Origin of the sequence: Vibrio sp. G-C-1 (genome assembly GCF_021728015.1) — a bacterium.
Classification (GTDB): domain Bacteria; phylum Pseudomonadota; class Gammaproteobacteria; order Enterobacterales; family Vibrionaceae; genus Vibrio; species Vibrio splendidus.
The window spans coordinates 99,101-114,235 of the sequence record NZ_JAKKCR010000012.1 but is presented as its reverse complement, the minus strand read 5'-3'; the positions used below and the strand labels follow the sequence as shown (position 1 = coordinate 114,235).

The following is a 15,135-nucleotide window of genomic DNA, read 5'->3' as shown; positions in this document are numbered from 1 at the left end:
TACAAAATATCTGTTTGCTCAAATGTTGTTCAACTAAATGATCAAACAACGAGTCTCTGACGTAACTTGCTTATTTAAATGGTATAAAATAGATAAACAAGGAGGAGTTATGACTCGATTAATAGCGATTGTTTTTTTATTGGCTTTGGCATTTGTGCTGTTTCGTTACCGGACAAACGAAAAACTGCAAAAATGGGTAGTGATTGTTATCGTTAGCAGCTTCCTTTTGTATACTGCCAGCCTGATGATTTCGGAGTTAACTCGTTAAATCTGTCTGTGAGCAGATAGGATAAACGTGTTAGCAAAGCTCAAGTGCTTCTGGCTTGGGCAATAGGTTTAACTGAGCTTAAAGTATCAGTATCAGTATCAGTATCAGTATCAGTATCAGTATCAGTGACCGTGTAACGTTAAACAAATTTTTGGGAGTACCCGCTAGTGAACCAGCAATCTGGACAAAGCGAACAAGATGAAGTGGTTGTTATTGAAGAACGCGATAAGCGCAGTCAGCTTTATATCGGCATTGCTGCGGTTATAGGTTTGGCGTTAGGTGGCTTGATCGGTTCTACAATCACGGCTTCGAAGTGGGAGTCCACTTATCAGGTACTCGAAACTCGTTATCAAGAACTGCATGACAGCAAAACACAGTTGATGACATCCGTTGAAACTAAAGTGGCAAAAGTCGATACCGAAATCGATGCAAAAGTAGAAGCCGCTCTAGTAAAACAAACAGAAGAACATCAAAAAGAGCTCCAAGACCTAGCGAAGCAGTCTTCGGTTTTAGAGAAAGCGAACTACTCGTTAGAGCAGCAGCTAAACGAACAGAAGCAAACGTTAGAGCAAACTCAGCAAGACAACCAGAAACTTAATCGTCAGGCTGACATGCAATCGACCTTGTTTGAGCGTTCGCGTGAAGTTTTCCGAAAAGAATTACAGATCTCTCAAGAACTTGAAAAGCTTGAGAAAGAAAAAAATGAACTTGAACAGAACCTTGGTTCTCTAAAGAAAGCGTGCGACGTTTTCTTAGATGGCACATCATGGGATGCTAAATCTGACGCGTGTGAGAAGCAGGATAACGCCAACTCTCGCCTGAGTGATATCAGACAAATGATTGAAGTCCACACCATGGATCTTAAGCAGATCAAAACGCTCACTGAAGAGATGGGTCTATAAGCCACAGGCTTTAATCAACCCAAAGATAGTTTGCAGTAAATATTGAAACGCCCACATCACACACGTGATGTGGGCGTTTTGCGTTTTCTCGGGAGCATAGATCCGGTGCTTTCTCATTATTGATTATTTGAGTGTTTTCATTGTTTGCTTAGATATTTGTGACTAGTTACGTATATCCATAATGATATGTTACTTGTTGTCTATTAAATGACTTTGCATACATATTTTCAGATCAGAGTCGCTGCATAATAGTGTTGTTCAGGATGAACACGCAGTCGAATGCTAGCTCGCATTTGGCTGCTTTGACGACAAGGGATGAAGTGATGCCAGAGTATCTTTGTGAGAACTGCACCATAGCTTATTGTTTCGATGATTGTTGTTCGCCATTAGCGCAAAAAGATATGATCGAAGTAGAAGAATTAGTTCGTCGTTTCGACGTTGAACATGATGATGAAAAGAGTGAAAAGAGTGAAAAGAGTGAAAAGAGTGAAAAGAGTGAGCAGGGCATTGAGGATAGCAACTCGCCTAATCATTCAGGCATAAAAAATCCCCACAAGCAAAGCTAGTAGGGATTTGGATAAGTTGCAGTCCTGTTCTCGCTTTCTCAAGCAAAGGGTCTTACAAAAATTTTTAGAACAGTCTCGTTTATTAGAACTGTATCGTTATGAGACCTAAATTAGTTATTAGCTCAACATCATTCCACTAAACGTTATTTATCGTAAGTTTTGATTTCACCTGATTTCACACGAGCAACAAATGATTGCAGTTCTTTCTTCACAACAGGCATTAGGAAGTACAGACCAAGAATGTTGAAGATAGACATCGCAAAGATAGCCGCATCAGAGAAGTCGATTACCGCGCCAAACTGAATCGTCGCACCAATAACAACAAACACACAGAACATCACTTTAAAAATCAGTTCCGTTGTTTTGCCTTCACCAAATAGGTAAGTCCAAGCCTTAAGACCGTAGTACGACCAAGAAATCATCGTAGAGAACGCAAACATGATTACCGCGAGAGCAAGTGTGTATTTAAATACTTCTGCCGTTTCAGTAAACGATGCAGCAGTAAGCGTTACACCCGTTAAACCTGTTCCATCATATGGACCTACGTTTAAGCCAGCGATAGTGATGACCAATGCCGTCATTGTACAAATGATTACCGTATCAACGAATGGTTCTAGTAGTGATACAAGACCTTCAGTGATTGGTTCTTTTGTTTTTACTGCTGAGTGAGCAATTGCTGCTGAACCTACACCTGCTTCGTTTGAGAATGTTGCACGTTTTAGACCTTGAATTAGGGCACCAATAAATCCACCAACCACACCTTCACCGGTAAATGCACCTGTAAAGATTGCGCTGAACGCAGGGCCAACTTGGTCAAGATTAGAACCGATAACAATCAGAGCCATACCGATGTACAGAGCAGCCATCCAAGGAACAACTTTTTCTGTTACGGATGCAATAGAAGGCATACCGCCAACGATAACGGAAAACACTAAGGTAGCGAGTACAAGCCCTGTGATGACACCGTATTCACTTGGTACATCGAATGCATAAGTTAACATGGCATGTGCTTGGTTAGCTTGGAACATGTTACCGCCGCCCAACGCACCCAAAATACACATTAACGCAAAACCAATTGCAAGGGCTTTACCTAGTCCACCGAGTCCTCTTTCGCTCAGACCTTGGCTTAGGTAGTACATTGGACCACCCGAAACGACACCTGAAGGTAAGATAGTTCGGTATTTTACACCTAAAGTACACTCACAAAATTTAGACGCCATACCCAGAAGACCACACAAGATCATCCAGAATGTCGCACCAGGGCCACCAATCGCAAGTGCAGCACCAACCCCGGCAATATTACCAAGTCCGACAGTTCCAGAAAGCGCGGTTGTTAACGCTTGAAAGTGAGAAACCTCGCCATCCTCTTTGGAGTTAGGGTCGGTATACTTTCCTTTGATAATGTCTATGGCCATGCCAACACGTTTAAATTGAACAAAGCCAAAATAAACAGTAAAGATAATCGCGGCGAGCAATAGCCAGCCAACAATGATTGGGAAGTTTGCTTCACCAAGTGGGACACTTTTAAATATTAATCCAACGAACCAACCTGTGTAGTCATTGAAAAAACCATCAACACTTTGGCTCAAGTTACTGATACTTTGACTAAATGATCCTTCTTCTGCAAATGCACTGGAACTAAACAATAATATAAACCCAAAAAATAATTCACGTAAGTTTTTCATGGTTTTCCCTGTCTTTTTATTAAATTATGTTTGCTGCTGTTGTGTTTGTTTTTTATTTGATTTTTTACATTTCAGTGATTTATCTACTTCATTCGACGGCAACATAAACGGCTGTAGCTAGGTCGAAAAACGAAATAAATATAAGTACTGATCTTGCTTTGTATGGATATCCTTTTGGTATGTGAACCAATAAGACTATGGTATTCGGCCTACCAAGTCCTACTGATAATCCTATACATAAAAATAATACCCTCAAAGAAATTTTTACAATAAATTTACAATTGTTCGGGTTTTGTCATTGTTTTGGAATAAGTCGATGCTTTTTAGGTTGCAAAAGGCATATGCAGTAGCGGTTATAGCGACGGGCTAAGGTGAAGTATAGTGCGGGATCACAGGGAAGTCGGCGAGTTTGAATATTCGATATGTGCTTGTGAAGTGTTTAAACAATCGATGGCTGAAGATAGAATCAGGCCAGAGGGCATTAAAAAGGCCCTTTATCAGAGCCATTTTTAATGATTTACGATGAACATGAACATGAACATGAACATGAACATGAACATGAACATGAGGTTTAGCGTTTAGAGACTAGAGTTAAACCGAGCCAGTGATACGTTTACTCGACTTGTGGTAAAGCTTAAGTGCTAATAACGAACCCCATAAAGCGACTTGGCCCCATAGCAATGTCCATTGAGACGCTACTTCTTGCCAAGATGCACCCATCTGATTAAGCGCTAAGAAACCTTGGATAGCTGATGTGCTTGGGAATAACTGTGACAGCAGTACTAACCATTCAGGCATCATTTCAACAGGCCAGATAAAACCTGAAGAGAAGATCAGCGGCATTGAACTGATTAACACCACAACCGTGACTAACTCTCTTCTTGGCACTAGCTCACCAATAAAAATCCCGATCAAACAACTGGCCAATAAGAAGGGCAGCAGTAAGGTCAAAATTTGTGTCGTTGAGGCGAGCAAATTTATTCCATACATCGAAAAGCTCGCGCCGAAGTAGTACATCGACAACAAGTAATAAATGCCGACCAAGGTACAACAGCGAGCAAGCATCAGTTTTGCTGGAGAGGTCTTACTCCAATAGCCAAACGTAGATTGAGCGTTTTGGGTTGCCCCAACTAAACCAGAAGCCATGGCTAAGGTTTGTTGCAGGATCAACACAAAGACGGCTGGAACTACGTAATCGATGTATCCCATGCGGCTATTGAACGTTGGTTTTAGGTTCAAGCTAAACGCGCTGTAGCCTTTGGCTGCGGACTCTAAAGGCACTCCTTCGACTAACAAGTGACTGACCTTAACTTGCGCAGCTAACGTGCCACCTGCCTTGGCAAGCCCTTCAACTATGGTTCCGTACACTAAGAAGTAAGAAGCATCGCCAGCGTAAGAAAGCGTCGGGCTCTTACCAAGCAGCAAGTCTTTATAAAAGTCTTCTGGAATGACGAGGAACCCACCGATCTCTTGGTTAAGTACGGCTTGCTTTGCATCAGCGATGCTGGAGTCTCGACGTACCAACTCGATTTGGGAGGTGGCATCCACCATTCGTTCTAATTGGTAGCTGCTTTGACTCTTGTCCAAGTTTACTACCGAAGCTTTAAGCTGTTGAGGAACTTGGTGCGCGTAAGGCAATGGATACAAGAATGAATAGAAGACCACACCACCAAATACCGTAAGAAGTACAACAGGGTTACGCAATACCGCTAAGAGTTCTTGCTTGAGCAGTTGAGTAAAGCTCATCGTTTTACTCCTTGTGGTGCTGATTGTTCAGATTTCTCTTGCTGTGTTGAAGGTGTTGAAGGTGTTGAAGGTGTTGAAGGTGTTGAAGGTGTTGAAGGCGTTGCTTTTGCAGATAGAGCTGCTTGGGCTGTTAGATCCGTTTGTGCAGACAGAGCCGATTGCGCCAAGTGTTTCTTAATCAACAACATCACCACGAAAGCAGGAATCGCATACCACAACATCGAGGAGAGGCTGATAAGCGACTGTGCCGCGCTCGCGCCATAACTTGATTGTGCTGTTTGTACTTCGATGTAGTGACTCACGGGCAACAAGCTTCTCCAGATTTGCGCTGCAGTGTTCATGTCGGTTACTGGAAAGGTAATGCCCATGAACGCAAAGCTTGGTGCTGTAAAGGCGCCAGCGAAACTCATCGCCCTTGCTGGATCAAGCGTTAAGAAGAAAAACAAACACCCCATGATGATACAACTGATGACGGTAAGCAGTTGGGCGACGGTCAGTGCCACAAAACTGCCGTTAAACGGCCAGTCTAAGAGGACATAGAACCAAAAGCTAAACGCGATACCAAACATCAAGAACAAGACAAGGTAGGGCGTTAATGTTGATGTTAGTGACTTCATAGGGGCGTTGGATAACCAAGCATGAAGACCACGTGCTCTAACGTTCGCCGTTAAAACCAATATCGTGCCCACCACAATCATGATCTGCCATAGTGCAGGGATAACCGCAGACACCAAGAACTGAGCATAACTGGTGTTCTTGTTGAACAGCGGCGTGATCTGGCTTTGCACTGTTACTGCTTGGCCTAATGCTGATTGCACCGTGGTATCACCGTGTGATAACTGCTTAACGACCTCAAGTTGCGCGTTAAAAGTCCCCTGAGCCTGCAACAACGCGGAATTCACTAGCTTACCTATCAAGATAAATTGGCTGTTGTAGAACACAGACACTTGCGGATTCAATCCGAGCAGAAGGTCTCGGTCAAAATGCCTTGGTATCACAACATAACCGTAGATATCGCGTTCAATCATCGCTTTCGCCGCTTCACTCGCCGAGCTGTATTTCTGAGTGACTTGCAGCGTTGGTGATGCATCAACAAGACGTGTGAACTGCTGCGAAATTTGGCTGTGTTCCAAGTCAACAACCGCAACCGGTAAGTCACGAGCGATCCCTTGCGAAAAAATCAGCCAAATACTGGCAGCAAGAAGCAAAGGTATCCAAGTTAGGCAAGACAACAACCATTTGTCTTTGCGAACAATCGCCCACTGCCTAAGCAAGGTATTCTTCGCTCTATGATGCTCAATTGATTGCGAGCCTCTAGATTGTGAGCCTGTAGATTGCGAGGCTGTAGATCGCGAGCCTATCGATCGAAAGTTAGCAGACATACGTCACCTAAAGCTCAACCACAAGGCTCATGCCCATACGCAGTGTTTCGCTAGTATTAACAGGGTGCGCTTCTACTTCAAAAGTACGTAAGTCGAAGCCTTGTGCTGCGTCTGTTGAACGCCAAGTCGCGAAATCACCCATTACGGCAATGTGAGTTACTTGGAAAGTTAATGATTTATCCAGAGCCGGTAGATACGCCTCAAACTGGCTGCCTTTCTCGAAATGCTTAAGCATATCTTCACGCACATTAAGTATTGCCCATGCATCCTTGGTGTCGATAACAGTCACAACAGGGAAACCTTGTGGTGCGAGCTCACCGCTGCTCAATAGAACCTGAGAGACTTCGCCATTAAACCAGCTGTGGATCTGTGTGTCTTTTGCGTAAGCTTCAACTTCCGCCACCGCGCCTGCCGCCATTAACGCTTTTTGAGCGGCTGCCACTTTGGTTTCGTCACGAGCGCCTTCTCGTGCTAATTGATACATTTGGAACGCAGCGCTTTCGGTGTACTTCGCTGCTTGCCACTGTGTTTTGGCTTCATCGCGTTTTTGCTCGGCAACCACACCATCGTTGTAAAGGTTATTGACACGTTGATAAGTTTTGTCCATGAGGTCGGCTGCTGCTTTTGCCTTCAACCACTGGTCTTTAGCAGCTTGGATCTGTTGAGTACGCGCACCATTCTCTGCTTGTTTTGCTAATGCGCCAGCAGCTTTTTGACCTGCTTTTGCTTGTTCTAGCTTCGCGTCAATCTCAGGGCTAAGAAGAGAAAAGATCAATTCGCCTTTTTCAACTGAATCGCCTTTACGCACGAATATTTCATCAATTCTGCCAGGTACTTTCGATGAGATGCTGTATTGCTGCGCATCGATTTGACCTTGAAGCTTAACCGGCTGAGGTTGGTAAGCTTGGTAGAAACTGTATCCGACCCAGCCAATAACGCCGATACCAACTAAAGATAGAAGAAGGGGCTTAATAGGTTTCATGAATTATCCTTTTGACTGGCTATCGGTGTCTGTTTTTGAGTCGAAGTCAGACGGAACAGAAGAGGTTAAGTAACTCGAGTAAGCATTCATTTCGCTGGTTAGCGCTAATAGCTTGTTCAGAGAGATTAGGTATTTGAATCGCGCAGCAGATTGCTGGGTTTTGATGCTCGCAAGGTAGAGCTCTGCATCAACCACTTCTAGCGAGTTCGAAAGTCCTTGAGTGAAGGCTTTTTTACGGAGTAATAGGTTTTCTTGAGCCAAAGCCAAGCTTGAGTTGAGGCCTTGAACCTCTTCAATTGCTTGATTTGCTTCAAGGTAAGTCTTCTGTACCAACACGGTTAAGTCTTGCTTAGCTTGCGACTTCAGGAATTGAACCTGTGATACCGCGCTGTGAGCGGCGGCTACTTTGTCTGAACGGCCAGAAGTATCAAGCAGCGGCACATTCACACCAATGCCAACTAACCAATCGGGTTTCATTTCGCTGGCGAGAGAGTCATCTTCATACAGGCTGTAATCACCGTAAAGGTACACTTCTGGATAGTATTTACCTTTCTCAGCTTTAATTAAGCTGCTTGCTTGTTTCTCTTTTGCATCAAGAATCTTAAGACCGGGATAGGTCATGAGTGTTTGGTCAATGAACACATCCATATGAGGCAGGTTCTTATTGATAAACAGTTGCTCTGAAGGTTCTACACTTTGGCTCTGGCCAAGGATTTGAGTCAGCGCTAATTGAGCAATCTTAAGATCGTTTTGAGCTTTAGTTCGCTCGACAACTGCTTTGTCTAGTGAAGCATCCGCTTGCAAGCGTTCTACTCGTGCGATTTGCCCTTGTTGTTCAAGCTTGATGGCGAAATCACGATGCTGAGTTAAGCCAGCTTCAACGGCTTGACGCGTTTTCACGACGTCTTCCGCTAAGATCACCGAGAAGTAATATTTACTTAAGTCTTCGTAGCGAGCTTGTCTTTCCATCAACAGCTGGCTTTGCGCTTCTTCGCTTTTACCTTCAGCTGCATTTTGCGCAGCGGTAATTCGACCACCAGTGAAGATAGGCCAAACCGCGCGAATAGAAGAGCTAAAGATGTCTTGTTCTGTAATCGTTGAGGTGATTCCACCTAGTTGGCCTAATAAGGGAGCAAATGCTGGGTTTACACCACTTAAGCTGTCGCCAAATTGTTTGCCATTAATGGTCACGTCACTATCAAGGTGCGTGTAGTTAGCCCCTAAGGTGATAGAAGGCAAGTTGAGGCTACTCGTTGAGTTCTGAAGGTGTTGATAACGTTCAACGTTGGCTTGTTGAGCCGCAAGTGAGTTGTTGTTTTCTTGTAATATTTGCCACGCTTCAGAAAAAGTGAGCGGAGCTGCATAGCCTGGCGAAGCCATAGTGCCGAGAAGCATGCTGGCGATCGCAAGGTATCGAAATTTTGGTTTGGTCATCTGCATTAAATACCAATTAGAGTATTAACTCTAATGTTAACAGGGCAATAGTCATTTGTCTTGATTAGATTCTCTCACACTTAGAGAAAGTCTCATAACTCGTTAACCAAGTGTAAATAGGATTGAGTGATGAAGATATCAGAGATAAATGAAACTTAAAAAGCACGCATAAGCGTGCTTTTTAAGTTCAGTATAGAAGCGTTTTTACAAAATGAAGCGGCTTATTTAAAGCCAGGACAATGGTGATCGGCGCGCCACACCAATTGTCTTGAACCTTGCATTGTTTGTAATAAATCTCTGCCCGACATTTGCGGGAACGCTAACAATACCTTGAGATCGAGAGGGGAGGTACCGTCTTTCTCATAGGCTCTTACGTGAGTAAAAGTCGATTGCAAGTGTTTGAACAGCATGGTCTTAGTAAGACAAATTCCAAAATTATCGCGTTTCATTGCCTGGTTTCCTTTTCAACAATGTTTATACGTTATGTTTTTAATCCTATTTCTATTGGACGTTGCCACTGATCGATACTTCCTGCTCATCAATGTTTTATTATTGGGCGCTGCTTTATCAGGCACCTCTGAGTTGTCATGCTGGCCTATAGTGTAAATAGAGACATATGAATGAGGTTAGGTTGATAACCTGTTTGTTCAACAATCCTAGCAGCGAGCGTGCAACGTTTCGTGATAGATACGTCCAGTGAGCGAAGAGTTGTTGTCTTTTTGTTAACCGAAATTTCGATTTAAAGCAGAGTCTGAAAATCATGACTTATGGCTTGGCAACAATAAACTTCTTCATATGCAACTATTATAATTGTATTTATTTTAAACAACCTAAAAAACACCTAAAAGCTTAGTGATCTAGCTCAATGTTTATTCGTTTATTTTGATTTTTAAGCTAATCCGTTCTAAAAGCGAACGATTAATCGAGGTGAACAACGTAAAGGATTATCAATTAATAATCTGCTCAATTATTTAGTTGAGTAACAGTCACAAATTCGCGTACGTAGAAAGGTCATCTAATTAACTTAGTGTTAACATTGCTCGTCTAACACTAGGGACGGTGGAATATGAAATGGAGTAGTATCAGCTTCCGTAAAAGGCTGCTGATTATCATGACGGTCACTGGTCTTGTTGAACTTTTGATACTTTCAGCGGCTGGGTTTTATTATATCAAACAATCTCAAGAACAAGAGATGGGTTTGAAAGCGTTAGGTGTTGCTGAATTTCTGTCTGAATCGCCACTTGTCACCAGCATTATTCAAGAAAATGAAACGATGGGCCCTAATGGCGCTCCCCACGTTCTATCTGAAGAAACTCAAGTTAAATTTCGAAACCTTACCCAGCTCATTGGCGCGGCGTTTATCGTTGTGGGAGATGATAAAGGTATCCGGCTGATTCACCCTTATGATGACCGGCTTGGTAAACCCATGCGCGGTGGTGATAACCAAAAAGCATTGGTGTTGGGTGAATCTTATGTGTCGACGGCCAAAGGATCTCTTGGTTTTTCTGTCCGTGGTAAATCCGCGGTTAAAGACCCACAAGGCACTGTCATTGGCGTGGTGTCGGTTGGCTACTTGTTGGACTCGTTACAAGACCGAATCGAACCTTATTTAGCCTTTTTGATTGTGATGGCGTTGCTGGTGGTTGCGGTCAACGCTTTGATTTCAAGCTATGTGTCTCGTCGCTTTCAACGCGCTATTTTAGGCTTTGAACCCGAAGAGATCGGCCGACTGTATGTCGAGTTAGATGTGACTATGAGTACCGTGAAAGAAGGTATTCTGAGTATCGATAAGCACGGAATTTTACGTTCTATTAATAAGAGTGCCTGCGATATTTTGTCTATCGATAGAGAGTCTGCACTAAACCAACAGCGCCTTTCAGATGTATTGGCCGGCAGTGATTTAGAGCAACTGTTATCCACTGGTGAAACCGACCACGACGTCGAGCTGTACCTGAACAATAAGCGAATCGTTGCCAACCGCAGCCCAATTATCGTGGCGGGTGAAGTCGTTGGGGCGGTATCCAGTTTCCGATTACGAGATGAAATCAACGATTTAACAGACCAACTCTCACAAACCAAAGAGTATGCAGATCTACTCCGTTCACAAACCCATGAGCATCAAAACAAGCTCAACACTATTAGTGGCTTGATCCAGATGGGCGAGTTGGATTCAGTACAACAGCTGATTGGCCAAGAAACAGCGCACTATCAAAGCTTGATCGAGTTCTTGCGTGAAACCGTTAAAGACCCGCTCATCGCAGGCATGCTCTTGGGGAAAACGGAGCGTGCGAGAGAAATAGGTTTAGAGCTCAAAGTCGAAGAAGGCTCAAGGCTTGAAGCATTGCCTAGCTGGCTGAACGCGGATGACGTTGTCACAATTCTTGGCAACCTGATAGATAACGCCTTTGACGCCACCATGACGGCTATCAAACAAGAGGGGCAAATTACTCCAGCGCGTCGAGTTATTGAAGTTTCAATCAGTGATTTTGGTAATGAAATTATCGTAGAAGTAGAAGACAAAGGGTGTGGTTTGCCGAAAGACTTGGCGACGAAAGCGCTCACCGAAAAAGGCGTATCGAGCAAAGCGAAACAGAATCGCGGCGTCGGTTTGTATTTAATAAAGCAACTGGCAGACCGATATCAAGGACAGCTTGAAATGGTCGACAACCACGATTTTGGTACGCGAATGACGGTTTATCTGCCAAAAGAAGCACAATAATAATTAAGCGCGAAGTGATCGAGTGAAGATCATCGTGACGGAAAAAGCATGGTTAAAGGAAGAACATAAATGAGCGCAATCACGAGAGTCATGGTCATTGAAGATGATATTGCGATTGCAGAGCTACACCATCGTTATTTAGAACAGATGGGTGGCTTTGATGTGGTGGGGATTGCGACCACGCAGTCTGAAGCGTTAATGCAATTAGACATATTAAAGCCTGACTTGGTTTTATTGGATGTGTATCTGCCGGATGGATGCGGGCTTGATATTTTGAACCACGTTCGTGGTAGTAATCAAGGTTGTGATGTGATTTTGATTACTGCTGCACGAGACGTCGATACCTTGCAACAGGCAATGCGCGGTGGAGTCGTGGACTATCTGCTGAAACCTGTGATGTTTCCTCGCTTAGAAGCGGCGCTGAAAAAATATCAATCGCAGCTGCAAGAGTTTGAAAGTGTGTCTGATTTGAACCAAGGTTTGGTCGATAAGATGCTGCAAGCCAATGCTAAGGCTGACTCAGGAAAAGTGTCAACCTTACCCAAAGGGATTGATGGCGTAACGCTTGATAAAATTAGAGCCATTTTTCAACAAGCCGACATTGCTGATATTACAGCAGATGAAGCAGGTGAACGTATTGGAGCAAGCCGAACCACCGCTCGACGCTATTTGGAATTTCTAATCACGACTGGTGAGTTAGTGGCCGACTTAAATTACGGGTCAGTAGGCCGCCCAGAACGCTGCTACAACAAAGCTAGAAGATAGATTTAGCGACAACAAGTCACAAAGACAAACGCGATGCTGTCAAATAAATATAAAGCCAGTTGAATAGGCTGGTTTTGCCTTTCTCTCCATTTCCTATTATTCACTCCACCGACCAGATACCGTTCTTTCTTGACTACAATGTTTGAGAATACCGATTTGCTTCACTCTCGGGCTCGGCGAACTGAGCTATCGATTAGAATTTGTTCGAAATGAGTCAATATTTAATCGATTGCTTTCACAGTGGTTGATGTAAATCAAATACTCATAGACAATACTGTCCCGAATAGAGGTGATAGCTTTCACCCTCGTTTACCAAACGCATTCTCAAGTGTAATAGGCACTCGCTATTGATGTAATAGCCAAGACCTATTATCTATTTTCGTATGTCGCTGATACCTTTGGCGAATACTAAAAACCTTGTTTTTATAGGAAAGATGATGGTAATACCTGAAAACAGCAGCATCGTTATTTTTGGTGCATCGGGAGATCTAACTTACCGCAAGTTAATTCCTGCTTTGTACCACCTGTATGCTAGCAATCAACTACCAAAATCCTTTGCGATTCTTGGAGTGAGCCGTACTGAGTACAGCGATGAGTCTTACCGTGAGAAGCTGAAGAAGTCTCTTCAGGAAATGGAAAAAACTGAGCCAGAGACGCTGAATGCATTTATTGAACATCTGCATTACCAAGCGATCAACACTTCAGATGTAGACGACTACGCTCGTTTAGCACAACGTCTAGACAAGCTTGAGCAAGACTACCAATTCGAAAACCATAACACATTATTCTACTTGGCAACCCCGCCAAGCCTATACGGTGTGATCCCAGCAAACCTTGCTGCGCATGGCCTGAACGATGAAAAGAACGGCTGGCGTCGTCTGATCATCGAGAAACCATTTGGTTACGACTTAGCATCAGCTCAAGCGTTAGATGAAGAGATCCATCATCACTTCCAAGAACACCAGATCTACCGTATCGACCATTACCTTGGTAAAGAGACGGTACAAAACCTTCTAGTGCTTCGCTTCTCAAATGCGATGTTTGAACCACTGTGGAACCGTAACTTTATTGAATACGTTGAAATCACAGGTGCTGAGTTCCTTGGCGTTGAAGAGCGTGGCGGATACTACGACGGTTCTGGCGCAGTTCGTGACATGTTCCAAAACCACTTGCTACAAGTATTAGCAATGGTTGGTATGGAGCCACCAGCTCAAATCAATGCGGATTCAATTCGTGACGAAGTGGTTAAAGTACTTCAGTGTCTGAAACCACTGGAAGAAGACGACCTGCGTAAAGATTTAGTATTAGGTCAATACACAGCATCAGACGTTCGTGGTCAGCACTTGCCTGGTTACCGCGAAGAGCATGGTGTCGCAGACGACTCTCGTACTGAAACGTACATTGGTCTTAAAGCACACATCAACAACTGGCGTTGGAATGGTGTTCCTTTCTACGTACGTACGGGTAAACGCTTACCAACACGTGTGACTGAAATCGTGATTCACTTTAAGAACACGCCACACCCAGTATTTGGTCAAGATGCACCAGAGAACAAGCTGATTATCCGTATCCAACCGGATGAAGGTATTCAGATGAGCTTTGGTTTGAAAGAGCCGGGTGCAGGCTTCAAAGCAAAAGAAGTGAAAATGAACTTCTCTTACTCTGACTTGCCTGAAACTCAAATGCTGACGGCTTATGAGCGTCTTCTTCTTGATGCGCTGAACGGTGATGCGACTCTATTTGCACGTACCGATGCAGTAGAAGCATGTTGGAAGTACGTTCAACCGATCTTAGATCTCAAACAAGACCCTCAAGCACTGTTTGGCTATGCTTGTGGTACTTGGGGCCCGCAAGAAGCCGATGAGCTTCTGCAGCGTGATGGCCGCGCATGGCGTTTCCCATGCAAAAACTTAACAGACACGGATTACTGCGAACTATGATCAATCACAAGATCTTTGCAACGCCTGAACTGGTCGTTGAAAACCTAGCAAATGAAATGAAAACATACAGCGAGCAGGGCAAACCTGTTCACATTTCATTGTCGGGTGGCAGCACGCCAAAAATGCTTTTCAAGCTTTTAGCTCAAGCGCCATACGCAGAAGGCATTCAATGGAATAACCTTCATTTCTGGTGGGGCGACGAACGTTGCGTGGCACCAGACGACGCTGAAAGCAACTTCGGTGAAGCGAATACACTCTTATTTTCGAAACTAAAAGAGTTTACAAACGTAAACCTTCCTGCAGAGAACATCCACCGCATCCGTGGTGAAGATGAGCCTAAAGCAGAAGCAGAACGTTTCGCGAAAGAAATGGCAGACGTGATTCCAACTGAAAACGGCACGCCTGTATTCGATTGGATCCTGCTAGGTGTTGGCGCAGACGGCCACACAGCTTCACTATTCCCGGGTGCAACTGACTACCAAGATGAGAACCTATCTGTATTAGCTTCTCACCCAGAGTCGGGCCAGATCCGTGTTTCTAAAACAGCGAGAGTTTTAGAAGCAGCAAAACGAATCAGCTACCTAGTACTGGGTGCAGGTAAAGTTGAGATCGTTAAAGAAATTCATACAACTCCTGCTTCAGAACTGCCTTACCCGGCAGCGAAAATCCAGTCTAAAACTGGCGAAACAGAGTGGTTCCTAGATTCAAATGCAGCAAGTGCTATCGCATAAGTGCGAATAGCCGCA

13 protein-coding genes are annotated in these 15,135 nt (G+C 43.9%); 7 read left to right on the top strand and 6 right to left on the bottom strand.

What is annotated here, in order from left to right; translation table 11 throughout:
• The first annotated feature begins 109 nt into the window (after positions 1–109).
• From L3V36_RS17575 to L3V36_RS17565, 3 genes are all read left to right on the top strand, one after another.
• A complete protein-coding gene (locus L3V36_RS17575) occupies positions 110–268 on the top strand; it encodes a hypothetical protein (RefSeq protein ID WP_004733573.1) in 159 nt (52 codons plus the stop codon).
• 167 nt (positions 269–435) lie between these two features.
• On the top strand, positions 436–1,170 hold the full coding sequence (locus L3V36_RS17570; protein WP_004733574.1) for a chromosome segregation ATPase: 735 nt from the start codon (positions 436–438) through the stop codon (positions 1,168–1,170).
• 323 nt (positions 1,171–1,493) lie between these two features.
• Entirely contained in the window at positions 1,494–1,736 is a 243-nt protein-coding gene (locus L3V36_RS17565) for a hypothetical protein (protein ID WP_102488449.1), read from the top strand.
• 143 nt (positions 1,737–1,879) lie between these two features.
• Here the strand turns inward: L3V36_RS17565 and L3V36_RS17560 are convergent, their stop codons facing one another.
• From L3V36_RS17560 to L3V36_RS17535, 6 genes are all read right to left on the bottom strand, one after another.
• Positions 1,880–3,421: an alanine/glycine:cation symporter family protein gene (locus L3V36_RS17560; protein WP_004733576.1), complete on the bottom strand. Its 1,542-nt coding sequence runs from the start codon at positions 3,419–3,421 to the stop codon at positions 1,880–1,882.
• A gap of 591 nt (positions 3,422–4,012) precedes the next feature.
• On the bottom strand, positions 4,013–5,167 hold the full coding sequence (locus L3V36_RS17555; RefSeq protein ID WP_208775608.1) for an ABC transporter permease: 1,155 nt from the start codon (positions 5,165–5,167) through the stop codon (positions 4,013–4,015).
• Positions 5,164–6,549, bottom strand: coding sequence for an ABC transporter permease (locus L3V36_RS17550; RefSeq protein ID WP_208775607.1), 1,386 nt, complete (start codon positions 6,547–6,549; stop codon positions 5,164–5,166). The genes L3V36_RS17555 and L3V36_RS17550 overlap by 4 nt, the downstream gene beginning before the upstream one ends.
• Positions 6,550–6,556: 7 nt before the next feature.
• Entirely contained in the window at positions 6,557–7,531 is a 975-nt protein-coding gene (locus L3V36_RS17545) for an efflux RND transporter periplasmic adaptor subunit (protein ID WP_208775606.1), read from the bottom strand.
• Positions 7,532–7,534: 3 nt separating this feature from the next.
• A complete protein-coding gene (locus L3V36_RS17540; protein ID WP_017087852.1) occupies positions 7,535–8,971 on the bottom strand; it encodes a TolC family protein in 1,437 nt (478 codons plus the stop codon).
• 215 nt (positions 8,972–9,186) lie between these two features.
• A complete protein-coding gene (locus tag L3V36_RS17535) occupies positions 9,187–9,414 on the bottom strand; it encodes a hypothetical protein (protein WP_004733582.1) in 228 nt (75 codons plus the stop codon).
• Positions 9,415–10,076: 662 nt separating this feature from the next.
• On the opposite strand from L3V36_RS17535, the gene L3V36_RS17530 reads away from it, so the two are divergent.
• The 4 genes from L3V36_RS17530 to pgl all read left to right on the top strand — a co-directional run bounded on the left by L3V36_RS17530 (position 10,077) and on the right by pgl (position 15,120).
• Positions 10,077–11,684: a sensor histidine kinase gene (locus L3V36_RS17530; RefSeq protein ID WP_208775628.1), complete on the top strand. Its 1,608-nt coding sequence runs from the start codon at positions 10,077–10,079 to the stop codon at positions 11,682–11,684.
• Positions 11,685–11,753: 69 nt separating this feature from the next.
• The gene (locus L3V36_RS17525; RefSeq protein WP_004733584.1) at positions 11,754–12,449 is read left to right on the top strand and encodes a response regulator; all 696 of its coding nucleotides are present in this window, start codon (positions 11,754–11,756) and stop codon (positions 12,447–12,449) included.
• Between the two features lie 437 nt (positions 12,450–12,886).
• Positions 12,887–14,389 carry a glucose-6-phosphate dehydrogenase gene (gene zwf / locus L3V36_RS17520; RefSeq protein ID WP_004733585.1) on the top strand — a complete coding sequence of 501 codons (1,503 nt, stop codon included), beginning with the start codon at positions 12,887–12,889 and terminating at the stop codon, positions 14,387–14,389.
• Positions 14,386–15,120 (top strand): 6-phosphogluconolactonase, encoded by a 735-nt coding sequence (gene pgl, locus L3V36_RS17515; RefSeq protein ID WP_099165509.1) that lies wholly within the window; start codon positions 14,386–14,388, stop codon positions 15,118–15,120. The genes zwf and pgl overlap by 4 nt, the downstream gene beginning before the upstream one ends.
• Positions 15,121–15,135: the final 15 nt, after the last annotated feature.

Excerpts from the sequence above, each read along its gene's own strand:
- L3V36_RS17575 (WP_004733573.1), top strand. The coding sequence starts at position 110 with ATGACTCGATTAATAGCGATTGTTTTTTTATTGGCTTTGGCATTTGTG.
- L3V36_RS17565 (WP_102488449.1), top strand. The coding sequence starts at position 1,494 with ATGCCAGAGTATCTTTGTGAGAACTGCACCATAGCTTATTGTTTCGAT.
- L3V36_RS17560 (WP_004733576.1), bottom strand. The coding sequence starts at position 3,421 with ATGAAAAACTTACGTGAATTATTTTTTGGGTTTATATTATTGTTTAGT.
- L3V36_RS17555 (WP_208775608.1), bottom strand. The coding sequence starts at position 5,167 with ATGAGCTTTACTCAACTGCTCAAGCAAGAACTCTTAGCGGTATTGCGT.
- L3V36_RS17550 (WP_208775607.1), bottom strand. The coding sequence starts at position 6,549 with ATGTCTGCTAACTTTCGATCGATAGGCTCGCGATCTACAGCCTCGCAA.
- L3V36_RS17545 (WP_208775606.1), bottom strand. The coding sequence starts at position 7,531 with ATGAAACCTATTAAGCCCCTTCTTCTATCTTTAGTTGGTATCGGCGTT.
- L3V36_RS17540 (WP_017087852.1), bottom strand. The coding sequence starts at position 8,971 with ATGCAGATGACCAAACCAAAATTTCGATACCTTGCGATCGCCAGCATG.
- L3V36_RS17535 (WP_004733582.1), bottom strand. The coding sequence starts at position 9,414 with ATGAAACGCGATAATTTTGGAATTTGTCTTACTAAGACCATGCTGTTC.
- L3V36_RS17530 (WP_208775628.1), top strand. The coding sequence starts at position 10,077 with ATGACGGTCACTGGTCTTGTTGAACTTTTGATACTTTCAGCGGCTGGG.
- L3V36_RS17525 (WP_004733584.1), top strand. The coding sequence starts at position 11,754 with ATGAGCGCAATCACGAGAGTCATGGTCATTGAAGATGATATTGCGATT.
- zwf (WP_004733585.1), top strand. The coding sequence starts at position 12,887 with ATGGTAATACCTGAAAACAGCAGCATCGTTATTTTTGGTGCATCGGGA.
- pgl (WP_099165509.1), top strand. The coding sequence starts at position 14,386 with ATGATCAATCACAAGATCTTTGCAACGCCTGAACTGGTCGTTGAAAAC.